Origin of the sequence: Methylobacterium carpenticola, assembly GCF_042748905.1 — a bacterium.
Lineage (GTDB): Bacteria > Pseudomonadota > Alphaproteobacteria > Rhizobiales > Beijerinckiaceae > Methylobacterium > Methylobacterium carpenticola.
Genome location: NZ_JBHZEO010000001.1, coordinates 1,194,374 through 1,214,674, shown reverse-complemented (window position 1 = coordinate 1,214,674; position 20,301 = coordinate 1,194,374). Strand labels below are relative to the sequence as shown.

Annotated in this window: 18 protein-coding genes; 8 read left to right on the top strand and 10 right to left on the bottom strand. The window is 70.6% G+C overall.

Annotated elements, in window-relative coordinates; genetic code table 11:
* Positions 1 to 422 precede the first annotated feature (422 nt).
* From ACE101_RS05900 to asd, 4 genes are all read left to right on the top strand, one after another.
* A complete protein-coding gene (locus ACE101_RS05900; protein WP_379126748.1) occupies positions 423 to 1,112 on the top strand; it encodes a class I SAM-dependent methyltransferase in 690 nt (229 codons plus the stop codon).
* Between the two features lie 224 nt (positions 1,113 to 1,336).
* The gene (locus tag ACE101_RS05895) at positions 1,337 to 1,942 is read left to right on the top strand and encodes a hypothetical protein (protein WP_379126746.1); all 606 of its coding nucleotides are present in this window, start codon (positions 1,337 to 1,339) and stop codon (positions 1,940 to 1,942) included.
* Between the two features lie 93 nt (positions 1,943 to 2,035).
* Positions 2,036 to 3,757, top strand: coding sequence for an aminotransferase class III-fold pyridoxal phosphate-dependent enzyme (locus tag ACE101_RS05890; protein WP_379126744.1), 1,722 nt, complete (start codon positions 2,036 to 2,038; stop codon positions 3,755 to 3,757).
* A gap of 199 nt (positions 3,758 to 3,956) precedes the next feature.
* Entirely contained in the window at positions 3,957 to 4,832 is an 876-nt protein-coding gene (gene asd, locus ACE101_RS05885) for an archaetidylserine decarboxylase (RefSeq protein WP_379126742.1), read from the top strand.
* Here asd and ACE101_RS05880 read toward each other — a convergent pair.
* Both ACE101_RS05880 and ACE101_RS05875 read right to left on the bottom strand, forming a co-directional pair.
* Complete coding sequence (locus ACE101_RS05880; protein WP_379126740.1) at positions 4,827 to 5,438, bottom strand: 2-dehydro-3-deoxy-6-phosphogalactonate aldolase; 612 nt, start codon at positions 5,436 to 5,438, stop codon at positions 4,827 to 4,829. The two genes, asd and ACE101_RS05880, sit on opposite strands and share 6 nt — an antisense overlap.
* Positions 5,429 to 6,310, bottom strand: coding sequence for a 2-dehydro-3-deoxygalactonokinase (locus ACE101_RS05875; protein WP_379126738.1), 882 nt, complete (start codon positions 6,308 to 6,310; stop codon positions 5,429 to 5,431). The genes ACE101_RS05880 and ACE101_RS05875 overlap by 10 nt, the downstream gene beginning before the upstream one ends.
* A 148-nt stretch (positions 6,311 to 6,458) precedes the next feature.
* Between ACE101_RS05875 and ACE101_RS05870 the strand changes: the two genes are divergently transcribed.
* Both ACE101_RS05870 and ACE101_RS05865 read left to right on the top strand, forming a co-directional pair.
* Positions 6,459 to 8,063 carry an ABC transporter substrate-binding protein gene (locus ACE101_RS05870; protein ID WP_379126736.1) on the top strand — a complete coding sequence of 535 codons (1,605 nt, stop codon included), beginning with the start codon at positions 6,459 to 6,461 and terminating at the stop codon, positions 8,061 to 8,063.
* Positions 8,064 to 8,079: 16 nt separating this feature from the next.
* Positions 8,080 to 9,486 (top strand): amidase, encoded by a 1,407-nt coding sequence (locus ACE101_RS05865; protein ID WP_379126734.1) that lies wholly within the window; start codon positions 8,080 to 8,082, stop codon positions 9,484 to 9,486.
* A gap of 421 nt (positions 9,487 to 9,907) precedes the next feature.
* On the opposite strand, the gene ACE101_RS05860 is transcribed toward ACE101_RS05865, so the two are convergent.
* Positions 9,908 to 10,339 (bottom strand): low affinity iron permease family protein, encoded by a 432-nt coding sequence (locus tag ACE101_RS05860; protein ID WP_379126732.1) that lies wholly within the window; start codon positions 10,337 to 10,339, stop codon positions 9,908 to 9,910.
* A 282-nt stretch (positions 10,340 to 10,621) separates the two neighbouring features.
* On the opposite strand from ACE101_RS05860, the gene mgtE reads away from it, so the two are divergent.
* Complete coding sequence (gene mgtE, locus ACE101_RS05855; protein WP_379126730.1) at positions 10,622 to 11,992, top strand: magnesium transporter; 1,371 nt, start codon at positions 10,622 to 10,624, stop codon at positions 11,990 to 11,992.
* A 639-nt stretch (positions 11,993 to 12,631) separates the two neighbouring features.
* Here the strand turns inward: mgtE and ACE101_RS05850 are convergent.
* The 6 genes from ACE101_RS05850 to ACE101_RS05825 form a co-directional block, all read right to left on the bottom strand.
* The gene (locus tag ACE101_RS05850; RefSeq protein ID WP_379126728.1) at positions 12,632 to 12,856 is read right to left on the bottom strand and encodes a hypothetical protein; all 225 of its coding nucleotides are present in this window, start codon (positions 12,854 to 12,856) and stop codon (positions 12,632 to 12,634) included.
* 840 nt (positions 12,857 to 13,696) lie between these two features.
* Positions 13,697 to 14,977, bottom strand: coding sequence for an O-acetylhomoserine aminocarboxypropyltransferase (locus tag ACE101_RS05845; protein ID WP_379126727.1), 1,281 nt, complete (start codon positions 14,975 to 14,977; stop codon positions 13,697 to 13,699).
* Positions 14,978 to 15,069: 92 nt separating this feature from the next.
* The gene (locus ACE101_RS05840) at positions 15,070 to 15,537 is read right to left on the bottom strand and encodes an arsenate-mycothiol transferase ArsC (protein ID WP_379126725.1); all 468 of its coding nucleotides are present in this window, start codon (positions 15,535 to 15,537) and stop codon (positions 15,070 to 15,072) included.
* 38 nt (positions 15,538 to 15,575) lie between these two features.
* Positions 15,576 to 16,064 carry a UPF0262 family protein gene (locus tag ACE101_RS05835; RefSeq protein ID WP_379126723.1) on the bottom strand — a complete coding sequence of 163 codons (489 nt, stop codon included), beginning with the start codon at positions 16,062 to 16,064 and terminating at the stop codon, positions 15,576 to 15,578.
* 94 nt (positions 16,065 to 16,158) lie between these two features.
* Positions 16,159 to 17,454 (bottom strand): histidinol dehydrogenase, encoded by a 1,296-nt coding sequence (gene hisD, locus ACE101_RS05830; protein ID WP_379126721.1) that lies wholly within the window; start codon positions 17,452 to 17,454, stop codon positions 16,159 to 16,161.
* Positions 17,455 to 17,502: 48 nt separating this feature from the next.
* Positions 17,503 to 17,943: a DUF2948 family protein gene (locus ACE101_RS05825; protein WP_379126719.1), complete on the bottom strand. Its 441-nt coding sequence runs from the start codon at positions 17,941 to 17,943 to the stop codon at positions 17,503 to 17,505.
* A gap of 205 nt (positions 17,944 to 18,148) precedes the next feature.
* On the opposite strand from ACE101_RS05825, the gene ACE101_RS05820 reads away from it, so the two are divergent.
* Entirely contained in the window at positions 18,149 to 18,472 is a 324-nt protein-coding gene (locus tag ACE101_RS05820; RefSeq protein WP_379126717.1) for a hypothetical protein, read from the top strand.
* A gap of 441 nt (positions 18,473 to 18,913) precedes the next feature.
* On the opposite strand, the gene murA is transcribed toward ACE101_RS05820, so the two are convergent.
* Entirely contained in the window at positions 18,914 to 20,203 is a 1,290-nt protein-coding gene (gene murA, locus ACE101_RS05815; RefSeq protein WP_379126715.1) for a UDP-N-acetylglucosamine 1-carboxyvinyltransferase, read from the bottom strand.
* Positions 20,204 to 20,301 lie beyond the last annotated feature (98 nt).

Genomic DNA, 20,301 nt, shown 5'->3' with positions numbered 1-20,301 from the left:
CCCCTCCCGGTTCGGCCCGTGCCTTATCACGGGCCGGATGAGGCGGCCACGCGGGCGTGACGCGCGCGACACACCATTGATTTTTCACCCCGCCAAAGACTTTGAGCCGGCTCATTTTGCCGGCGACGGGCCGGAAGAAGGTTAGTCTGGCACCGAAGGACCGCGGCGTGCCATGATCGCGCCGACGAGAGGGTCCCGATGGCGGACCATCCCGACCCCTTCGCTTCGTGAATATTCGGTGACACTTCGGAGACGTCGTATGACGGCTTGAAGTCGTCATGCTTCTGTTAAGGACATCCTCTACCGCTCGGTCCGCACGAGAAGGGAAGTGCCGGGGAGATCGGGCACCGCGCGGCGCGGGCCCGGGCCCGGCATCCGCCCGCCCGACGGCAGGCCCCTGCCCGATCCGGAGAGCCGAAGCGATGTCCTCCCTGTCCAACAGCCGCGCCGCCACGGCGGACGATCTGCCGGTGCGCGATCTCGATACCGATGCCGTCGCGAAGGCCTATGGCCGCTGGGCGCCCGTCTACGACATGGTGTTCGGGCGGGTCTTCGCCCGCGGGCGCAGCCTCTCGATCGAGGCCGCCGAGCGGGTCGGCGGGCGCGTGCTGGAGGTCGGCGTGGGCACCGGCATCTCGCTGCCGGCCTATCGCCGCACCACCCGCCTGTTCGGCGTCGACATCTCCGAGCCGATGCTGGAGAAGGCCCGCGAGCGGGTCCGCGCGCTGCGCCTCCAGAACGTCGAGGGCATCGCGGTGATGGATGCCGAGCATCTCGACTTCCAGGACGGCGCCTTCGACGTCGTGGTCGCGCAATACGTGGTGACGGCGGTTCCCAACCCGGAAGCGGCCCTGGACGAGTTCGCCCGCGTGGTGCGCCCCGGCGGCGAGATCGTGATCACCACGCGCATCGGCGCCGAGGGCGGCCTGCGCGGCGGCCTGGAGAAGCTGTTCTCGCCGGTGGCCAACCGCCTCGGCTGGCGCACGGAATTCCCCTGGAGCCGCTACACGCGCTGGGCGGAGCAGAACGGCACCGTGAGCATCGTGGAGCGCCGCCCGCTGCCGCCGCTCGGGCATTTCTGCCTGCTGCGCCTGCGCAAGGTCGCGAACTGACGGCCCCTCGCGCGGTCCCCGGATGCGTATCCGGGGATCGCCGCGGGCGCACAGCCGCCCGCAGGGTCCGGGACGATACCCCGCCATGGGCCGGCAAAGCCCGCACGCTTCCCCACGATCCTGAGCGGACGATCGGTCGGCCGATCCGCTCAGCCCCCGCCCGCATCCGACATCCGCGATTGCGACCCGGTCGATCGGATCTCACAGGACAGGAGACAGGTTCGATGAGCAGCTTTCTCGAGGCGCTGCGGATCCAGCGCTGGGACGATCACCGCTACTATCACCACAACCGGATCAACCAGTCGCTCCACCTCGTGAGCGCGGTGAGCTTCCTGGTCGCCTACGTGACGGCCTTCACGGACCCGGCGATCGCCGCCCTGATCGGCTGGCTCGTGTCCATGACCAGCCGGCAGGCCGGCCACTTCTTCTTCGAGCCGCACACCTACGACGAGGTCAACCAGGCCACGCACGAGTACAAGGAAGAGATCAAGGTCGGCTACAATCTGCAGCGCAAGGTCGTCCTGATGGCGATCTGGGCGCTCTCGCCGCTGCCGCTCTACTTCGACCCGACCTTCTTCGGCCTGTTCGCCGCCCCCCAGGGGCCGATGGACGTGGTGCGCCACGTCGGCATGATCTGGCTGGTGCTGGCGGTGGGCGGCCTCCTGTTCCGCACCGTCCATCTCTTCGTCCTGAAGGACGTGCAGACCGGTCTCGTCTGGGCGACGAAGATCCTCACCGACCCCTTCCACGACATCAAGCTCTACTACAAGGCGCCGCTCTTCGTGTTGCAGGGCGAGCTGATCGACCCCGGCATGGCGCACAAGCACTGAGGCCGCCCCTGAACGCCCCTCTCCCGGCGGGAGGGGGGCCCGTCCGCCCGCGCCCGTCGCGGGCCCGCTCCGACACCGCAGGCTCGCCGCCCGATGACGATGCACTGGTCGATCCTCGCCCTCGCCCCCTTCGCCGCGGCGGCCGCGGGCGGGGCCGCCCTCAAGCTGCGCCGACGCCTCCAGCTCTCGCGCGCCAAGCACCGCTCGCTCACCGGGCACGCCCGGATGTCCCGGCGCGTCGCGTCGCTGATCCCGTTCTACGAGTACGGGCCGGAGCGCTACTTCCGGGCGGACGGCGCCCCCGATGCGGTGGCCGAGCGCCGCCGCGCGGCCTTCCAGCGCCTCGCCGCCCTCTACCGCGAGCGCTTCGCCGAGACCCGCCGCCTGACGGCCGAGGTCCGCGACGGCCTGTCCGATCTCCAGTTCACCAGCCTCTACCGGGTGCCGTTCCAGTTCGCGCGCATCGCCCGCGAGCAGCTCGGCGCGGGAGCCTTCCTGCGCGCGTCGGCGGGCGTCACGGTCACGGATCTCGACGGCAACGTCCTCTACGACGTGGCGGGCTCCTACGGCGTCAACCTGTTCGGATACGACGTCTACAAGGCCTGCATGGCCCAGGGCGCCGAGACGGTCCGCGACCTCGGCCCGGTGCTCGGGTCCTTCCACCCGGTGGTGGCGCGGAACGTGGCGCGCCTGCGCCGGGTCTCGGGCCTCGACGAGGTCTCGTTCCACATGTCGGGCACCGAGGCGGTGATGCAGGCGGTGCGCCTCGCCCGCTATCACACCAGGGGGACCCATCTGGTGCGCTTCTGCGGCGCCTATCACGGCTGGTGGGGCGACGTGCAGCCGGGCATCGGCAACCCGATCCCGGCCCGCGACACCTACACGCTGGCCGACCTGTCCGAGGCGACCCTGCGCGTCCTGCGCACGCGCCGGGACATCGCGTGCGTGCTCGTCAACCCGCTCCAGGCGCTGCATCCGAATGCCGGCGCTCCGGCGGATTCCGCGCTCGTCGACAGCAGCCGCGCCGCCCGCTTCGACCGCGAGGCCTACGCCGCGTGGCTGCGCCGCCTGCGGGAGATCTGCACCGAGCGCGGCATCGTGCTGATCTTCGACGAAGTCTTCGTGGGCTTCCGCCTCGCGCCGGGCGGCGCGCAGGACTATTTCGGCGTGAAGGCCGACATGGTGACCTATGGCAAGACGGTCGGCGGCGGCCTGCCGATCGGCGTGCTGTGCGGGCGGCGCGACCTGATGCGTCGCTACCGCGACGAGCGCCCGGTGGATGTCTGCTTCGCCCGGGGCACGTTCAATTCGCACCCGCAGGTGATGGGCGCGATGGACGCCTTCTTCACGCATCTGGAGCAGCCGGAGACGCAGGCGCTCTACGACGGCCTCGACGCGCGCTGGAGCGCCCGGGCCGCGTCCCTGAACCACCGGCTCGAAGCCGAGGGGCTGCCGGTTCGCGTCGCCGCGCTGTCGACGATCTGGACGGTGCTCTACACGCGCCCGTCGCGCTACAATTGGATGCTGCAATACTACCTGCGGGCGGAGGGGCTGGCCCTGTCCTGGGTCGGCACCGGCCGGCTGATCTTCAGCCTCACCTACACGGAGGCGGATTTCGCCGCGGTGGCGGACCGCTTCGTGGCGGCGGCGCGGGCGATGGAGGCTGATGGCTGGTGGCACCCGCTGCCTCAGACCAACAAGCAGCTCCGCCGGGGCGTGCTGCGGGAACTCCTCGCGGCGCGCTTCGCGGGAAGTCGCGGCTCGCGGGCGGCGCTGCCGGGGCAGGAACTGGCGGACGCCCCGCAGGGCGCCTGACGCGGCGGCCAGGTCCTACGCATCCAATCCCCTTGATGGCACTCGCCATCACTCCTCATGCCGAGGAGCGGGGCGCCCGCCCGACGTGGTCCGCTGATAAGCCGGCGACCGGGTCTGTGAATGCCACGGCCCCGATCGCGCGAAGAATTCGCCGCGCCCGGACCGTCCCCAACCGATCTTCTCGCCGGACAGACCACGGATGACGACATTCCGGTCCACCCTCGCCCGGATCGCCGCGCAGGAAGATCTCAACTTCCTGCTCACGAACCGCATCCCCCGCCGCCTCGCCACCCGGTTCATCGGCTGGTTCAGCCGGATCGAGACCCCGGTCGTGCGCGACGCCTCGATCGGGATCTGGCGCCTGTTCTGCGACCTCGACCTGTCGGAGGCGAAGGCGACGCGGTTCCGCAGCATGCACGATTGCTTCATCCGCGAACTGAAGGACGGCGCCCGGCCGGTCGCGGCGGATCCCGCTCTGCTGACCAGCCCCTGCGACGCCATCGTCGGCGCCCATGGCCGCATCGAGGGCACGCGGGTCTTCCAGGTGAAGGGCTTTCCCTACAGCCTCGCGGATCTCGTGCCCGACGCCGCCACGGTGGCGCAGTTCCGCGACGGGAGCTACATCACCCTCCGGCTCACCGCCGGGATGTATCACCGCTTCCACGCTCCGCACGACTGCCGGGTCGACTCCGTGACCTACATCGCGGGCGACACCTGGAACGTGAACCCGATCGCCCTGAAGCGGATCGAGGCCTTGTTCTGCAAGAACGAGCGCGCAGTGGTGCGCACGCGGCTCACCGCGACCGGGCACCCGATCGCCCTGGTGCCGGTGGCGGCGATCCTGGTCGCGAGCCTGCGCTTCCGCTTCCTCGACATCAATCTCGACCTGCGCACGAAAGGGCCGCGCACCCTGCCCTGCGACGCCACCCTGGCGAAGGGGCAGGAGATGGGCTGGTTCCAGCACGGCTCCACCATCATCGTGTTGGCCCCGCCCGGCTTCAGCCTCTGCGCGGGGATCCGCGAGGGCGGCCGGATCCGCATGGGCGAGCCGCTGATGCGGCTGCCCGTCTCATAGGGCCGCGACCAGGCCCCGCGCCTTGGCGGCGACGGTCTCGGGCGTGTCGCCGGCCTTGTAGAGCGAGGAGCCGCAGCCGTAGCCGGCCGCGCCCGCCGCGCGCCACGCGGCGAGACTGCCCGCATCGACACCGCCGACCGGCAGGAGCGGCACCTCGCCCGGCAGCACCGCCCGCAGGGCCTTCAGCGTCGCCGGGCCGCCCGCCTCCGCCGGAAACAGCTTGAGCGCGTCGGCCCCCGCATCGATGAGCGCGAAAGCCTCCGCCGGAGTGAGGAAGCCCGGCAGCGCCACCATGCCGCGCGCCTTGGCGGCCCGCACGAGGTCGGGAGCGGCGTGCGGCGTCACGAGGAGCCGCCCGCCGGCCTCGGCCACCGCCGCGACCTCCGCCTCGCGCCGCACCGTGCCGGCCCCGATCAGCGCGCGGTCCCCGAACCGGGCCGCGAGCCGGCCGATGCTCGCGATCGGATCGGGCGAGTTGAGCGGCACCTCGATGATCACGATGCCGGCCGCGACCAGCACCGCGGCGACGGCCTCGACCTCGTCGGGCCGGACGCCGCGCAGGATCGCCACCAGCGGGCAGCGCCCGAGCCACTCCGTCACGCCCATTCCGCTCCCTCCCCGATCAGGGCCAAACCCCGGGCCGCCGCATCCGCGTCCCCGAGGCGCGCTTCCCCGCCGCTCTCCGCCACCGCCCGGGCATAGAGTGCCATCAGCGGGCCGGACCCGACGAGGTCGACGATCCCGCCCCCTTTCGGCAGGTTCTCGCGCACGTCGTGGCCGATCAGCAGCCCGGACAGGTAGCTCGCCGCCTCCGCCGGAGCGAGACGCCCGAACAGGCCGAGCGCCCGGGTGCCGAAGAGGTGATGCAGCAGGCCGCCGGGATCCCGGGCGCGCCGGACGCCGGCATCGAAGGCCTCGCCCGGCTCGGGCTCGCCCTCCATCATCCGGCCGAGGATGGTGTGACCGCGCAGGGCCGCGAAGGCCTCGCCCGTGAGGCCGGTGGTGAAGCCGCCGATGCGCCCCTCCCGCACTCGCACCCACTTGCTGTGGCTGCCGGGCAGGCAGAACAGCCCGGCCTCGCGCAGGCCGAGCGCCCCGAAGACCTGCACCTCCTCGCCGCGCATCACCTCGGGGACGCCCGCCGCATCGGCATCGCTCAGCCCGGGGACGATGCGCACGCTCACGCCCGGCTCGAACGGCACCGCGACGAGGGCCGCCCGCAGGTCGCCGGGGCCGGCGGGACAGGGCCGATAGGGCGCCTCCTGCCAGCCCTGGCGGCTGCCGACCATGCCGGAGAGTAGGGCGCGGCGCTCGCCCGCCGCGATCCAGTCGCCGACGAGATCCCACAGGGCCGCCGCGAACCCGCCGGGCGGCACGTGCAGGATGCCCCGCCCCGTCTCCCGGCGCTCCCGGATCGTCCCGTCCGGCCCGAGCCGGTAGGCCCGGGCGCTGCTCGTTCCCCAATCGATCGCAATCATGGCCGGGACCCTGCCCGCCCGGGCGCCCGCGCGCAATGGGCGATCGGCCGGGAGGAGCGATCAAGTTTGGTCCGAGTCTCGACCCGATCCCTGGCCCGACTCTTGCGGCCGGAGGCGGGTCGCCACGCCGCCCGGAACCTCGCCCCCCATGCTCCGTTCGTGCCGCCGTCTCGTCCTCGCCACCCTCGCCGGTCTCGTCCTGTCCGCCCCGGCCGCCGCCGAGAGCATGCTGCGCATCGCCATGACCGCCGCCGATACGCCGACGGCCACCGGCATGCCGAACAACGGCTTCGAGGGCATGCGCTTCCTCGGCTACCCCATCTTCGAGGGGCTGGTGCTGTGGGACCTCACCCGCACCGACCAGCTCGCCGCCCTGCGGCCGGGCCTCGCGGAACGCTGGGAGCAGGCTCCGGACGACAAGCGCGTCTGGCACTTCCACCTGCGCAGGGGCGTCACCTTCCACGACGGCGCCCCCTTCGACGCCGACGCGGTGATCTGGAACCTCGACCGCTACTTCAAGGCCGACAGCCCGCAATACGAGCCGCCCGCGGCCGGCATCACCCGGGCCCGGGCGCCCCTCGTCGAGAGCTACCGGAAGATCGACGACCACACCGTCGCGATCACGACGACGACCGCCGCCTCCTACTTCCCCTACATGGCGGTCTACATCCTGTTCACTTCGCCGGCCTCCTTCGAGAAGGCCGGGCGGGACTGGGCGAAGGTCGGCTCCCTGCCGGCGGCCGGGACCGGCCCCTTCCGCATCACCCGCGTCCTGCCCCGCGAGGCCATCGACCTCGCGCGCAACGAGGCTTACTGGGATTCCGGCCGCAAGGCGAAGGTCGACAAGGTGCGGCTGCTGCCGATTCCGGAGGCGAATGCACGGATCGCGGCCCTCCGGGCGGGCCAGGTCGACTGGATCGAGGCTCCGGCCCCCGACGGCATCCCCTCGCTCAAGCAGGCGGGCTTTGCCATCACCACGGGCTCCTACCCGCATATCTGGCCGTGGTTCTTCAACATCGGCGCGACGAACTCGCCCTTCCGGGACGTGCGCGTGCGCCAAGCCCTCAACTACTGCATCGACCGGGACGCCCTGGTCGGCTTCCTCGGCGGGACGGCCGAGCCGTCGGTCGGCTGGCTGAAGGCGACGGACCCGAATTTCGGCGCGCCGCAGAACCGCTACCGGCTCGATCCGGAGAAGGGCAAGGCGCTCCTGAAGGAGGCCGGCTACAGCGCCGCCAAGCCGCTCGCCATCAAGGCGATGATCTCGACCTCGGGCTCCGGCCAGATGCAGCCTCTGCCCATGAACGAGTTCCTGCAGGAGAACCTGAAGCAGACCTGCAACGTCGACGTCAGCTTCAACGTCGTCGAGTGGCAGGTGCTGCTGACCGCCGCCCGCGCCGCGCCCGATGCCCCGGCCCTCCAGGGCGCGCAGGTGCTCAATGTCAGCTCACCCACCTCGGACGTGAGCGTGATGGCGCGCTACTTCCTGTCCGCCAACTTCTCGCCCAAGGGCTTCAACTTCGCGCAGTGGCAGGACGACCGCTTCGACGGCGCGCTCAGGACCCTCGCCGAGGCCACCGACCCGCAGGAGATCGCCGCCGCCACCCGGACCGCACACGAGCGCCTCGTCGACAACCCGCCCTGGCTCTACATCGTCCACGACCTCAACGCGCGCGCCCTGTCCCCGAAGGTCAAGGGCTTCGTGTCGCCGCAATCCTGGTTCGTCGATCTCACCCTCGTCAGCCTGCAGTAGCGCGGGAGCGCCCCCGATGACCGACTCGCTTCCGATCGAGACCGATCCCGCCCTGATGTCCGCCGCGAGCCTCGCGCGGGCGATCGCGGCCCGGCGCCTCTCGCCCGTCGACGCGGTGGAGGCGCATCTCGCCCGCATCGCGCGGCTGGACCCGACCTTGCAGGCCTTCGTACAGGTCTATGCGGAGGATGCCCGCCTCGCCGCCGAGGGCGCCGACCGGGCGATCCGCTCCGGCCACGCGGTCGGGCCGTTCCACGGGGTGCCGGTGGCGGTCAAGGACCTGATCGACATCGAGGGGCGGGTGACGACCGGCGGCTCGCAGACCCTGCGCGACCGCCGCGCCACCGCGACCGCCACGATCGTCAAGCGCATGATCGCGCAGGGGATGATCGTGCTCGGCAAGACCCACACGGTGGAGTTCGCCTTCGGCGGCTGGGGCACCAACCAGCGCATGGGGACGCCGCGCAACCCCTGGGACCCGGCTCATCCGCGCACGCCGGGCGGGTCGAGCAGCGGCTCCGGGGTGGCGGTGGCGGGCCGGCTAGCCCCCTGGGCGATCGGCACGGACACCGGCGGCTCGGTGCGCCTGCCGGCCTCGTTCTGCGGCATCACCGGCCTCAAGGTGACGGTCGGGCGGGTCAGCACCCACGGCGTGCTGCCCCTCTCCACCACCCTCGACACGCCCGGCCCGATGGCGCGCAGCGTCGAGGACGTGGCCCTGCTGTTCAACATCCTCCAGGGCCAGGATCCGCTCGATCCCCTCACCCGCGGCATCCCGCCCATCGACCCGATGACGAAGCTGGAGCGCGGCGTGCGCGGCCTGCGCCTCGGGCGCATGCCCGCGGCCGAGCGCGAGGGCTGTACGCCCGACGTGCTCGCCGCCTACGACCGCAGCCTCGAACTGCTCGACCGGCTGGGCGCCGAGATCGTGGACATCCGCCTGCCCTTCCGCTTCGTGGACTTCGTCAACGCCTCGGCGATCGTCCAGGCCGAAGCCTATTTCCACAACGGGGCCCTGGCGGAAGACTTCTCCGCCCCGCTCGACGAGGACGTGCGGGCCCGGATCCTGGCCGGCGCCTCGGTCTCCGCCCGCGACTACCTGCGCACGCGGCGCATGCAGCAGGACATGAAGCGGGCCTTCGAGCGGGCGATGACGGGGTTCGACGCGCTCCTGACGCCGACCACGGAGACGGCGGCGATCCGCCTCGACGCCGTCGATCAGGCGGTGGTGCCCTCGCGGTTCACGCGGTTCGGCAATTTCCTGGAACTCTGCGCGCTCGCCCTGCCGAACGGGATGAGCGCCGAGGGACTGCCGCTCTCGCTCCAGGTGGCGTGCCGCAGCTACGACGAGCCGATGGCGCTGCGGATCGGGCAGGCCTACCAGCAGGCGACGGACTGGCACACGCGGCTGCCGCCGGTGTGAGGGCGGCTTGGCGGGGGCGACATCGTCGTTCTTTCGATGACGGTGGTGAAGGCGCCACCGCTTGCAGATCTCCACCACCATCCAGCGTCAGCCACTTTCGCGGGGCGCATGCCGCGTCAGCGGAATGCGCCCCGGGACCCGGCATGGAAAGTCGCGAAGCGACCGGTCCATGCGACGATGCCGGACGATTGATACGGTTTCCGGAAGATCACTTTCGGAAACCGTATCACGAGCCCGCGCGGCGCCTGAGCGAGGCCGGTTTCCGCATCGCGAAGCGATCATCCGGAAACCGTATGAGCCGCTTCGCGGGAGTCCCGAGGCCGGGTCCCGGATCTCCTTCCGCTTCGCTCCAGTCGTGCAGGCCCGAACGAGCCCGGAAAGGGGGAGCCTGAACGACGCACGCTCGCGGCGGATCCTGCGATCAATGCCCCACGGCACTCTCCGCAGCGCGGGCGGCCTTCTCGTTGGCGGCGACCTCTGCGGCATCCGCCGCCCGGGACGCGCGCGCCCGCGCCTCGCAACGGGCGCGGAGCGAATCGAGTTCCTCCTCGGTGAGATGCTCGATGCCGATATACAGGTTCTGCGCCGCGCTCGCCCGAATCAGCTCGTCGAGCTTGGCCTGGATCGCCGCCCCGTCCCGGTTCTGGGTGTTCTGGATCAGGAACACCATCAGAAAGGTGACGATCGTGGTGCCGGTATTGATGATGAGCTGCCACGTATCGGAATAGTGGAAGAACGGTCCGCTGACCGCCCAGAGCACGATCACCACGAGGCTCACGGCGAAGGTGGCGGGCTTGCCGGCGGCGCGCGCGACCGCGGCGGCGAAGTCCGAGAAGCGGCGGCCGGGGGACATTCGAGGCTCCTGCGTGAGGCGGGCTTGCAGCACCCGCGTGCCATTCACAATCAGCCGTCACGGCCATGGTTCCAGGGGCTTGACGGCACGCGCGCCAGAGCGCATCGAGCGGCGCGCCCGCGGACGCTGCGGCATTCGGGGCCCCCATCCGAGACCATCAATTCCATGCCGAGCGACAGTCACAGTCGACCGCCTGTGCCGTTCCTGCCCGTCGTCTGACCGCTCGCGCCCGAGCGGCTCACCGCGACCGGCCGGGAACGGCGGTCGACAGGAAGGTGAGCCATGATCGAGACCCTGACCCTCGACGCAACCGTCGAGCCGGCCGTGCTGGCCGCGCGCATCGCCGACGAGAGCGCTGCCGACATTGTGGAAACCCTGAACGAGGAGGCGCCCGAGGTCGCGGCGGCCATCCTCCTGAGCCTTCCCGTCGAGCGCGCGGTCGAAGTGCTCGACCAGCCCGAATTCTACTGGGCGGCGGACGTGATCGAGATGCTGCCGCGCGACCGCGTCGCCGCGTATCTCTCGGCCATGTCGGCCGACCGGGTCACCGACCTGTTCAAGGAGATCGAGGAGCCCGGCCGCTCCGACCTGCGCGCGCGCCTGGACGCCGAGACCCGCGGCGCGGTCGACACGCTCATCGCCTATCCGGAGGAGAGCGTCGGCTCGATCATGACGACCGAGTTCGTCGCCGTGCCGGCGAGCTGGACGGTACGGCAGGTGCTGGACCACATCCGCGACGTCGAGCGCACCCGCGAGACGGTCTACTCGATCTTCGTGCTCGATCCGCGCACGCGCGCGCTCACCAAGGCCGTGCCCCTGCGCCGCCTGCTCTCGGGCGATCCCGACGACGCCATCCTGTCGGTGGCGCCGACCCGCCGGCCGGTGGTGCTCACCGCCGATGCGAGCCGCGACGAGGCGGCGCGGCTGATCTCGAAATACGATCTCCTGGCGATCCCGGTGGTCGACGAGGCCAACCACGTCATCGGCATCGTCACGGTGGACGACGTGATCGACGCGATGGTCGAGCGCCAGACCGAGCAGGTGCAGCGCTTCGGCGGCATGGAGGCCCTGGACGAGCCCTACATGGACATCGGCTTCTGGCAGATGATCCGCAAGCGGGCCGGCTGGCTCTGCGTGCTGTTCCTCTCCGAGATGCTGACCGCGAGCGCCATGCAGGGCTTCGAGGGCGAACTCGAGAAGGCGATCGTGCTGACCTTGTTCATCCCGCTCATCATGAGCTCGGGGGGCAATTCCGGCTCGCAGGCGACCTCGCTGCTGATCCGGGCGCTCGCCCTGCATCAGGTGCGGCTCGGCGAATGGTGGCGCGTGGCGTTGCGCGAGATCCCGGCCGGGATCACGCTCGGGGCGATTCTCGGTCTTCTCGGCATCGTGCGCATCATCGTCTGGCAGAAGACCGGCCTCTACGATTACGGCGAGCACTGGCCGCTCGTCGCCGCCACGGTGGGCACGGCGCTGATCGGCATCGTGCTGTTCGGCTCGCTGGCCGGTTCGATGCTGCCCTTCATCCTTCAGCGCCTCGGCTTCGACCCAGCGACGGCCTCCGCACCCTTCGTGGCGACGCTCGTCGACGTGTCGGGGCTGGTGATCTACTTCACCGTGGCGATGGTGATCCTCCGCGGAACGCTGCTCTGACGCCGCGCGGCTTGCCCCAGTCCCGCACGGTCCGCGGCATTTCCACACCAATCCACACACCGGCGGGTGGCGCGCGGGCATCCTCTCTCCCCGCAGGGAGAGAGGATGCCCGCGCGCCCCGTGTGCGGCCAAGGGCCCGCACGGGGAGCGATCCCGTGCCTTGATCGTGCGCGCCCCGGAAGCCCGCCGCCCCCGCAGCACTCCTCGCCGCGTCGTTGCGGCGCGTCACGGGGCATGGTTCCGTGCGCCCGCCGCAACGCAGCCGTGAACTGGCTCTCCTGCGCCCCGTCCGCTATCAAGACCGGAAACGCGGCTGCAAGTCACCGCCCAATTGCCGGCGAGGTTGATTTGCCTTTCGGGAAGCTCGCGCAGAAACATCATCATGCCATTCGTCGATAAAATACAACCTTCAGGTGTGTGGCATCAATCATGCGACGCACTAGCTGAGGATCGGGATTTCATCTTGAACCGGGACACCATGCCGCGAAATAGAACAGATCAAAATTTCTCCGATAAGCAGCCACCTTTGGCACTCGTTGTGAGTTCATGTCTTTTAGCCATCCTGATATGGGTGCCAATCTGCTTGATCAGCGACAGGATTGTGTGGTTTTGGTGAGGCACCGAAATTTGTGATATATTTCACTCTTTGTGCCTGACGTAGAGACCAGCAAAATATCCAGATTGCATCGCCATCAGGTAGGCGAGCAAAATCAGAAAACTCAACAAGGACAATTCACCCCTCACGGTCCACGCGGCGATCGCACTAACCGTCACAATGGCAGATAGCGCAGTGATGATCGGAACCCTGAAGGTCAGCAGGCCCGATACGAAGCCGCATATGAACAGCAGAACCGCTACTATCATGGCGTGAGTTCCGAATGCCCCGCGTTCCGATTGTCCGTTCGAACCGCTTTTTGAACGCAGGGGCGTCTTATGCTGCGGTTATCTCGAAGGCTTTTGGCGTATTTTCACGCATATCGGGTGTCCAAATTCCATCATTATAAGGATCCTATCGAAAAGCGGAGCGGGCACCGTTCGTCCGTGAGCATAGTTATTGTGCAACGGATATATTAAAAAAGATATCTACACGGCCCGACCGATTTTTTGCACCCCCGGCCCGCTCGAATTCGACTGACAAGGGCGTGATGGCTCGCAGAGCCGGGTGTTGGGAGTGGGAGGAGGCAGGCGAAGCAGGGCCGGCTGCACCGCCTATTGCGGCGTCCGTCGTGCCGGTCTGAGGCAATCGGAGAGGCTCTGCGACCCGAGGCGAGCAGGTCACCACCCCTCGAAGACAACCTGAGAGCGAGTTTGTCCTGCCGGTCGGGTGAGGGAGATCGCGGTGCGGACGAACACCTCGTCCGGTCTGCCCTGGAGGAGTGGACCGGGCTGCCCGCCCGCGCAAGCAAAGCAGCGCGTCTCCCGCCCCGATGCCCTTGGTGCCAGCGTGCCTGCGTCCGTGGAGCGCCCGATCCGCGTGATCTGATACGGTTTCCGGAAGATCACTTTCGGAAACCGTATCACGAGCCCGCGCGGCGCCTGAGCGAGGCCGGTTTCCGCATCGCGAAGCGATCATCCGGAAACCGTATGAGACGCGCCGACAGCCCGTGCCCAATCCGGACGGCCGCCGGAATGCCCCATGACCGTGGCGCGGGGCCCTTCTCCCTCGTTGCGGGAGAGGGAGATCTGCGTGTGCCGGCTGCCGGCCTACCCGGCGAGCGCCTGGTCCAGATCCGCGATGAGATCCGCCGGATCCTCGATGCCCACCGACAGGCGCACCACCTCGGGCCCCGCACCCGCCCGCACCTTCTGCTCGTCGGTGAGCTGGCGGTGCGTGGTCGAGGCCGGATGGATCACCAGCGAGCGCGTGTCGCCGATATTGGCGAGGTGCGAGAACAGCTTGAGGTTCGAGACGAGCTGCACGCCGGCCTCGTAGCCGCCCTTGAGGCCGAAGGTGAACACCGCCCCCGCCCCGAGGGGGCAGTAGCGCTTGTGCAGGGCGTGGTAGCGGTCGCTCTCCAGGCCCGGATAGCTCACCCAGGACACGTCCTTGTGCCCCGCGAGGTGCTGGGCGACCGCGCGGGCGTTGTCCGAGTGGCGCTGCATGCGCAGCGGCAGCGTCTCGATGCCGTTGAGGATCAGGAACGCGTTGAAGGGCGAGAGCGCCGGGCCGAGATCGCGCAGGCCGAGCACCCGCACCGCGATGGCGAAGCCGAAATTCCCGAAGGTCTCGGACAGCACCATGCCGCCGTATTCGGGCCGGGGCTTCGAGAGCATCGGGTAGCGGTCGTCCCCCGCCCAGGCGAAGCTGCCGCCGTCCACGATCAGCCCGCCGATCGAGTTGCCGTGCCCGCCGAGGAACTTGGTGGCCGAGTGCACCACGATGTCGGCCCCGTGCTCGAAGGGCCGGATCAGGTACGGGGTCGCCATCGTGTTGTCGACGATGAGCGGGATGTTGTGGCGCTTGGCCACCGCCGCGATCGCCGCCAGATCGGTGATGACGCCGCCCGGATTGGCGATCGACTCGACGAAGATCGCCTTGGTGCGCGGCGTGACCGCCGCCTCGAACGAGGCCGGGTCGTCGGTGTCGGCCCAGACCACGTTCCAGCCGAAGTTCTTGTAGGAATGGTTGAACTGGTTGATGGAGCCGCCGTAGAGCTTGTTGGCGGCGATGAACTCGTCGCCCGGCTGCAGCAGGGCGTGCATCACCAGGAACTCGGCCGCGTGGCCCGAGGCCACGGCGAGCGCCGCCGTGCCGCCCTCGAGGGCCGCCACCCGCTCCTCCAGCACCGCGTTCGTCGGGTTGCCGATGCGGCTGTAGATGTTGCCGAAGGCCTGGAGCCCGAACAGCGAGGCGGCGTGATCGACATCGTCGAACACGAACGAGGTCGTCTGGTAGATCGGCGTGGCGCGCGCCCCCGTGGCGGCGTCCGGCGCGGCCCCGGCATGGATGGCGAGGGTGTTGAAGCCGGGCAGGCGGTCGGTCATGAGGCGGCTCCTCGACGGGATTTCCCGTGCTCTAGGACCGCCCCCCGGCGGGGGTCAAGCTCGGAGGGACCGGTCGCGCGGCGCCTCCGCCCCTACTTCAGCCGCCGGCGGATCCGCGCGGTGAGCCCGTCGCGCACGTCGCGATAGGCATCGAGCCGCTGCTCGCGCGAGCCCTGGACCACGGTCGGGTCCGGCGTCGGCCAGTACTCGACCTCCGCCGCCACCGTCCGGGTGAGTTCGAGGGCGGCGTGGTGGGCCTCCGGCGAGAGCGAGACGATCAGGTCGAAGTTCAGCCCCTCCCACTCCTCCAGCTCCGCGAGGGTGCGGGGACGGTGGCGGTGGGCGTCGATGCCGGCCTCGTCGAGGGCCGCGACCATGAAGGGATCGACCGGCTCGCCCGAGCGCACGCCCGCCGACTGCACGTAGACCGACTTGCCGAAGTAATGCCGGGCGAGCGCCTCCGCTGCCGCGGAGCGCACGGCGTTGAAGTTGCAGACGAACAGCACCGACTGCACCCGCCGCGCGGGCTTGGTCGCGGGCTTCCCCGGCAGATCGGTCACGGGCCGCTCCCCTCCGCGGCCGCCTCGGCCATGGGGTCTCAGCCCTTCCAGTGCAGGGCGAAGATCAGCGTGAACAGGCGCCGGGCCGTGTCGTGGTCGACCTCGACCTTGCCGTCGAGCCGCTGCTTGAGCAGCTCCGACGCCTCGTTGTGGACGCCGCGCCGACCCATGTCGATCGCCTCGATCTGGCTCGGCGAGGCCGTGCGGATCGCCTTGAAGTAGCTGTCGCAGATCATCTCGTAGTCGCGGATCACGCCGCGGAACGGCGTGAGCGAGAGGAGATGCGTCATCACGGGCTCGCCCGCGGCGGTCGTGATCGCGAAGGCGAGCTTGTTCTCGACGAGGCCGAGCCTCAGCGCGTAGGGCCCGCCGTCGTGGTTGGCGACCGAGAAGCGGTTCGATTCCAGGATGTCGTAGATCGCGATGGCGCGCTCGTGCTCCTGGTCCGGGTTGCCGCGTCCGATCGAATCCTCGTCGAGCGTCACCGCGGCGAGGCGCTTGCGCGGATCGGGAGCGTCGCTCGACATTCTCATCATCCCCGGATGGTCGGACAGCGCGCGGCGGCGCGGCGCTACCAGACGCGAGAGCGCGCGGCAGCGCAAGCCGGACGGGTGGGCAGGATCACAGGTTGAGGCGGATCGCCACCGAGCGGGCGTGGCCGTCGAGCCCCTCCGCCCGGCCGAGCGCCACCGCGGCCGGCCCCAGGGCCCGCAAAGCCTCCGGCGAGCAGGACAGGATCGAGGTGCGCTTCATGAAGTCGAGCACCCCGAGCCCCGAGGAGAAGCGGGCCGAGCGGGCGGTGGGCAGCACGTGGTTCGGCCCGCCCACGTAGTCGCCGATGGCTTCCGGCGTGTGCGCGCCGAGGAAGATCGCGCCGGCATTGCGCACCCGCGCGCTCAGGGCCTCGGCGTCCCGGGCCTCGATCTCCAGGTGCTCGGGCGCGAGGCGGTCGACCAGCGGGATGGCGTCGGACAGGCGCGCGACGCGCACGATCGCCCCGTAGTCGCGCCAGCTCGCCCGGGCGATCCCGGCCCGCGGCAGGGTGGCGAGCTGGCCCTCCACCGCGGCGGCCACGGCCGCGGCGAGGGCGTCGCTGTCGGTGATCAGGATCGCCTGGGCGGCCGTGTCGTGCTCGGCCTGGGCGAGCAGGTCCGCGGCGACCCATTCGGGATTGGCGCTGTCGTCGGCGAGGATCAGCACCTCGGAGGGGCCGGCGATCATGTCGATGCCGACCTGCCCGAACACCCGGCGCTTGGCCGCCGCCACGAAGGCGTTGCCGGGCCCGACGATCTTGGCGACCGGCGCGATGGTGGCGGTGCCGTGGGCGAGGGCCGCCACCGCCTGGGCGCCGCCCACGCGAAAAATCTCGTCCACCCCCGCGAGGCGCGCGGCGGCCAGCACGAGCGGGTTGGTGACGCCGCCCGGCGTCGGCACCACCATGGCGATGCGCGGCACGCCCGCCACCTTGGCGGGGATCGCGTTCATCAGCACGGAGGACGGGTAGCTCGCGGTGCCGCCCGGGACGTAGAGGCCGACGGATTCGAGGGCCGTCCAGCGCCAGCCCAGGGTGACGCCGAGCGCGTCGGTCTCGCGGTGGTCGGCGGGGAGCTGGGCGCGGTGATAGGTCTCGATGCGGGCGCGGGCGAGATGGAGTGCGTCGAGGGCCTCGGCGGGCGCGGCCGCGACGGCGGCCTCCACCTCCTCGGGCGAGACCCGCAGCGAAGCGGCGGTGAAGTCGGACCCGTAGCCGTCGAAGCGGCGGGTATAGTCGACGAGCGCGTCGTCGCCCCGCTCCACCACCGCGGCGATGATCCCGCGCACCGTCTCGTCCACGTCCTCCGCCACCTCCCGCTTCACGGAGAGCAGGCGGGCGAAGTCGGCATCGAAGGTGGGATCGCGGGAATCGAGGCGCAGCATTCAGGTGGTCCGGGAGCCGGGGTCGCGACCGCCCGGATGGCAGAGAAACTAGGCGGCGTCGAGGGGGATGGCGTGGGCCGGGCGGCTCTCCGCCCCCCAGACCGGGCCGAGATCCTTCATGCCGGCCTCGATGCATTCGAGTTCGAGCCGGATCGCGCCCCCGCCCGCGAAGACGAGCGTGGCGGTGCCGGAGGGCGCCTCGCCCGGCTCGAAGGTGATGGCGAGGAGTTCGAGGACCGCGTCCGGGGTCTCGCGCGGGATGCCGCGGCAGCGCACCGAGAGCACCCGGTTGAAATGCAGGCCGGTGAGGCGCCGCCGCGGGCCGGCGCCCTCGGGCGCCGTCCAGTCGAACCGGCGGGCGACCAGGGCGAAGCGCCGCTCCCGCGGCAGATAGGCGAGATCGCCGGCCCGCAGGACCGCGTCCTGCAGATGGGCCGAGATGACCGCGAGGTCGTCGGCGTCGAGGGCAGCGAGCTTCAGAAGCTCCATCTCCGCGTCCGTCACTGTCGGCGTCCTTGGCAAGGGGTGGATCCCGGGGGGATCGCTACTCCCGGTAGGTGGCGATGCCTCCCGCCGGGGACAACCACCGGCGGCCGCCTCCGCCAGGGCGCGACGGGCCGGATTCGACTCGCCGGGCTCAGCTTGCATTCATCCGGATGCCCCTAGGTATGGTGGAGACAAGGAGGAAGACCTCGTGAAATCCGTGACGCTCGCGGCGCTCGCCGCGCTGACCATCGGCGGCAGCATCGCCCCGGCCTTCGCGCAGTATTACGGCGACGACGATTACCGGCCCCGGCGCCGGTACGAGTACCGCGACGAGTACGACCGCCCGCGTCCGCGCTACCGCGAGGGCTACGAGGAGCGCATCTACCGCCGCGAGCCGGGCTATGGCGGCCGGGCCGGCCGCATGTGCGTGACGGCGCGCGGCACCTGCCCGACCCGCCCGGGCCCGATCAACGCCCCCTGCGGCTGCGAGATTCCGGGCTTCGGCCTGAAGCGCGGCCAGATCGGGTTCTGAGCCGCTTCAGCCTGCGATCGCCGGATTGTTGTCGGCCGAGCGTCGCTCCCGGGAAGGGGGCGACTGTTCGCCGACACGGTGAGCTGGCCGAAACGTTTCAATCCGCGCTCCCGTGAAGGAGCGACGGCCCAAGCGTAACGCACATCCCGGCCGAGCAGAATAGACCCGACCGCGCGAACAGACAGGCAGCGCAGGCCGGGCACCGGGCCCAGCAGGTCACGGCAACGGGAATGCGTGCATGATCAAGGCGTTCGCGGTGCGCGAAGCTCTGGCGCGCGGCCGCGCCGCTCCAGGTTCGCGGAGCAGGCGAGCGCGCCAGAGGCAGGAGCCCCCCAGCCCGCAAGGCGGGGTCGAGCGCGCAGGAGATCCGGCGGAGGCCGCGGATACCGGATCACCCACCAGACCGGCGCACCTCTCCTCGGATAGAGCGCCCGCCCCGGGTCAGACCCGCTCGCGCCGGATCTGCGCGCCGCAGCGGCCGAGCTTGGCCTCCAGGGCCTCGAAGCCGCGGTCGAGGTGATACACCCGGTTGATCGAGGTCTCGCCCTCGGCGGCGAGGCCCGCGATCACCAGGGAGACCGAGGCGCGCAGGTCCGTCGCCATCACCGGGGCGCCCTTCAGCCGCTCGACGCCCTCCACCACCGCGAGGTCGCCCTCGAGGCGGATGCGCGCCCCGAGCCGCGCCAGTTCCTGCACGTGCATGAACCGGTTCTCGAAGATCGTCTCGCGGATGCGCGACTGCCCCTTGGCCCGGGTCATCAGGGCCATGAACTGGGCCTGGAGATCGGTCGGGAAGCCCGGAAACGGGTCGGTGGTGACGTCCACCGCCACCACGCCGGTCCCGTTGCGGCGCACCCGGATGCCGTAGGGGAGCGGCGTCACCTCGGTTCCCGTGGTGGCGAGCACGTCGAGGGCGCTGTGCAGCAGGTCGGCGCGGGTGTCGCGCAGGATCACGTCGCCGCCCGTCATCGCCACCGCCATGGCGTAGGTGCCGGTCTCGATCCGGTCGGGCAGCACCTCGTGCCGGGCGCCGCCGAGGCGGGAGACGCCCTCCACCACGATGCGCGGCGTGCCCGCCCCCTCGATGCGCGCGCCCATCTTCACGAGGCAGGCGGCGAGATCGACCACCTCCGGCTCGCGGGCGGCGTTCTCGATCACCGTGGTGCCCTGGGCGAGGACCGCCGCCATCAGCGCCACGTGGGTGCCGCCCACCGTCACCTTCGGAAAGGTGATGTCGGCCCCGCGCAGGCCGTTGCGCGTGCGGGCGATGACGTAGCCGCCGTCGATCTCGACCGTGGCGCCGAGGCGCTCCATCGCCATCAGCAGCAGGTCGACCGGGCGCGTGCCGATGGCGCAGCCGCCCGGCAGGGACACCTTGGCCTCGCCGAAGCGGGCGAGCAGCGGCGCGATCACCCAGAAGCTCGCCCGCATGGTCGAGACGAGTTCGTAGGGCGCCGTCGTGTCGATGACGTTGCTCGCGGTGAGGCGGATGGTCTGGCCGGTCTCCGCCGTCTGGCCGGGGCGCTTGCCCACCACCATGTGGTCGACGCCGTGATTGCCGAGGATGCGCAGGAGCGAGGCGATGTCGGCGAGGCGCGGCACGTTGGCGAGCTCCACGGTCTCACCCGTGAGCAGGCTCGCGATCATCAGCGGCAGGGCCGCGTTCTTCGCGCCCGAGATCGGGATCTCCCCGTGGAGCGGCGCGCCGCCGGTGATGTGGATACGGTCCATGTCGGTTCCCTAAACCAAGCCGCGGCCGTCACCCGCGGCTGTCCTCTCGCCTCGTCGCGCCGCCCGCGCATCGGACCCGGGGGGCGACCATCCTGCCG